The sequence below is a fragment of the Citrobacter sp. Cpo037 genome (genome assembly GCF_030332945.1).
GTDB lineage: Bacteria > Pseudomonadota > Gammaproteobacteria > Enterobacterales > Enterobacteriaceae > Citrobacter > Citrobacter portucalensis.
The window spans coordinates 1-3,150 of record NZ_JAOWGW010000037.1 but is presented as its reverse complement, the minus strand read 5'-3'; the positions used below and the strand labels follow the sequence as shown (position 1 = coordinate 3,150).

The 3,150-nt window shown below is 49.8% G+C and carries 1 protein-coding gene and 2 pseudogenes; 1 reads left to right on the top strand and 2 read right to left on the bottom strand.

The annotated features are described in order from the left end of the window. Positions 1-94: 94 nt before the first annotated feature. Positions 95-280 (top strand): annotated as a pseudogene (locus OGX94_RS03525) (SymE family type I addiction module toxin); the annotation flags it as partial. 89 nt (positions 281-369) lie between these two features. Here the strand turns inward: OGX94_RS03525 and OGX94_RS03520 are convergent. Further along, entirely contained in the window at positions 370-2,952 is a 2,583-nt protein-coding gene (locus OGX94_RS03520; protein WP_286568723.1) for a bifunctional diguanylate cyclase/phosphodiesterase, read from the bottom strand. Next, positions 2,921-3,150: pseudogene (locus OGX94_RS24925) on the bottom strand (hypothetical protein); the annotation flags it as partial. The gene OGX94_RS03520 and the pseudogene OGX94_RS24925, both read right to left, overlap by 32 nt.

Genomic DNA, 3,150 nt, shown 5'->3' with positions numbered 1-3,150 from the left:
GTAAGCAGAGTTTTTGAAATGTAAGGCCTTTGAATAAGACAAAAGGCTGCCTCATCGCTAACTTTGCAACAGTGCCCCCTGTCAGGGTAAATGGCTATGCGAAGCGGGTTTTGCACCCGGCCAACATTACACGGTGAAAATTAGCGAGGGCTGTCTGGTGCTTGTGGCGATGAATACGCAGGAGGAAGCGCTGCTTACTCAACTAGACTCCGCACGCCAAACCGTCGCGGAAATGAAGCGCGCGTTAAAACAGATCGGGAATACATTTAAAGCCGCCTGACAACACACCGAGGCAGACGCGCAGCCTGCCTCGGTAATCTTCAGTAGAAACGGCGACGGAACCTGGCTCCGCCATCCACTGACGTGCATTCACACACTAAATGCCACGTCTAAATTTAACGCATCAAGCGCGACAGGCTTCCCGATGAAATACCCTTGCGCCTCGTCACAGTGATATTGTTTAAGCCTTTTCAACTGCTCCGCCGTTTCCACGCCTTCAGCGGTGACAGCCAGCGAATAGGCTTTGCCAAGGCAGATAATATTCTCAACGATGATTTTGGCGGTTTCCGATTCCTCCATGGCGAACACAAAAGATTTATCCAGCTTTATTCCGTCGAACGGGAAGCGTTTCAGATAGCTTAATGCCGAGTAGCCGGTTCCAAAGTCATCAATCAAAAAGCGTACGCCGATATCCTTCAGCTGCTTCATGGTTTCCAGCGTGATATCCGGATTGGAAATCGTCACGTTTTCGGTAATTTCTAACTCCAGCCGGGACGGTTTAAGCCCCGATTTTTGCAGCGCAGCCTTTACCCGTTTCGCCAGGCCACGGGTATTAAACTCCAACGCCGAAATATTGACCGAAATAACCAAATCGGGCGAGAGATGCACCATATCTTTACAGGCTTTCTCCAGCACCACATCACTCATGGCAACGATCAGGCCCGTCTCTTCCGCAAGCGGGATGAACTGATCCGGCATCAGTAAACCGAGACGCGGATGCTGCCAGCGAACCAGTGCTTCGACAGCAGCGATACGCGAGGTTTTAATGTCGTAACGGGGCTGATAAACCAGCTGAAACTGGTCTGTGCATAACGCTTCACGAAACTCTTTTTCCATTTCCCGGCGCTGAATTAAGTACTCGCCCATGTTGGGTTCGTAAAACACCCAGTTATTGCGACCGGTATTTTTCGCTTTATACAATGCGATATCGGATAACCGAATCAGATCGCTGGCGTTCATTGCATCCTGAGGCGCCAGTGCAATCCCCATACTCACGCTGATATACACTTCATTGCCGTTAACGATAAAAGGCCGGCTTATTTCACTGGCAATGCGCTGGCAGAGCGTCTCTATGTCTTTACGCACATAAATAGCCGGCAGAATAAGGATAAACTCATCTCCGCCCTGCCGGGCAACCAGATCGATTTTACGGGTACAGGACCGCAACCGGCTGGCGACTTCATTGAGTAACGCATCGCCCGCATTGTGGCCGAATAAATCATTTACCGGTTTGAATTTATCCAGGTCGAGGCTGATCATGGCCAGGGGATGATCCGGATCGGGTAAAGAACGCAGCTCACCTTCCAGAAACTCTTTCATTCTGACCCGGTTTGGCAGGCCGGTTAATTCATCATGCCGCGATAAATACTCGGCACGCTCCTGCGCCTCCACTTCCAGAGTGACATCGGTCACCGTACCGCGAAAGCCCATAGAACCATCATCCATAATGGCGCGCTTCGCCACCACATTGCAGTAACGCTGATGGCCCTGAGCTGAGAAATAGCGGGCCTTTTTGAGCGTGTAATTACTGCTCGTCTGCGGATTCAGCAGCCAGTGATGAAAAAGGATTTTGTCGCTGTGGATGAAATCCAACATGTTCCGCCCAAGCCAGTCGTCAGAATGATGACCGGTAACGCCGGAAAAACGGTCGGATAACCACGTTAGCCGTGCCTCGCTGTCCGCTTCCCAAATCCAGTCGGTGGTGGCTTCAATGACGTCGCGAAAGCGTCGTTCACTTGCCGTAAGCGCTTGTCGGCTTTGCTCAAGCAGGAAAACATTTTCGTCATTAATTTGCGCTTTGATTAACGCACCACGCCGCATCAACCAGGTAAATGCAATGGTCGATAACATCAGAATGATGATTAACGGCAGCTCCCGTTTCATCAGCGCTCTGCCCGGATCGTCGCTTCGCCACTCAATCAGAACATCGCCATTATCAATGGGTAAAATAAGCTGAGCTTCCCGGTAGTCGGCTTTCAGGTGTGGCTCCATGCCGAACGTATGCGCATTATGAATGCCGTATTCGTTGCCCATTTTCTCCAGTTTAACGGGCGTTAACACGTCGGCGAAAATCAGTACCGAGGCATCTTCCGCCACCGGCGTGATGCTTTCATCGTCTTCCGACGTGATCCGGGCCGCCGCCAGTAAGGTGAGTTGCCCGTTGGTCATCATAAGGCGTGAGACGGCTTTACCCTGGCTTTGTGAGAGGTCGTTAAAAAGTTCTTTGGTGATGTTCCGGTTGAGCCATTTCTCGAAAGGCTGGCTGACAAGATTTCCTTCAATGACGCTATAACGCGTCTCCCCGGCGGGAGACAAAACAAATACGCCTTCATACTGGTAATTCGTGTAAAGCGATTCACCAAGGTTCTGGCTGTCCCATGCCCATTTAACATTCACCTGCTTGTGCAAATTATTATACGCTTCGCCCCAGTCGGCATTATCCATTAAATTTGCGCGTATCTTTTCCTGCCGGTTAGTGAGGGCTTTTTGCAAAAGTAAACTGCTGCGCGCGTCTGCTTTATTATTAAGATTATCCGCGATATATAAAAGATTCACTATTGCCGCCAGAAAGAGACTGCTCAGCAACGCCGCGGTAATAATAAAACTTTTCTTTACTATGCCACTGGTTTCTCCTGAAAAACTACTTACTTTGTTGAAGCGCTGCCAGTTCATTTTCCCCATCTCTTAACGGGTGAGAGTCCATTGTCCTGAAATAGGCACAGCCCGCAGAGGCAGTATCGGCAGAAACGGATTTTTTCTCCAGAATTTTTTGAGCACTTTTTTTTGCTTTAGCTAGGGAAGGTGCGAATAAGCAGGTCATTTCTTCCCAAGCTGACTCGCTGATTAAAATTTCGCGGATCTGGGCCGATT

What these genes read in the sequence shown, in the direction of transcription:
- OGX94_RS03520 (WP_286568723.1), bottom strand. Translation starts at nt 2,952, where the DNA reads ATGAACTGGCAGCGCTTCAACAAAGTAAGTAGTTTTTCAGGAGAAACC.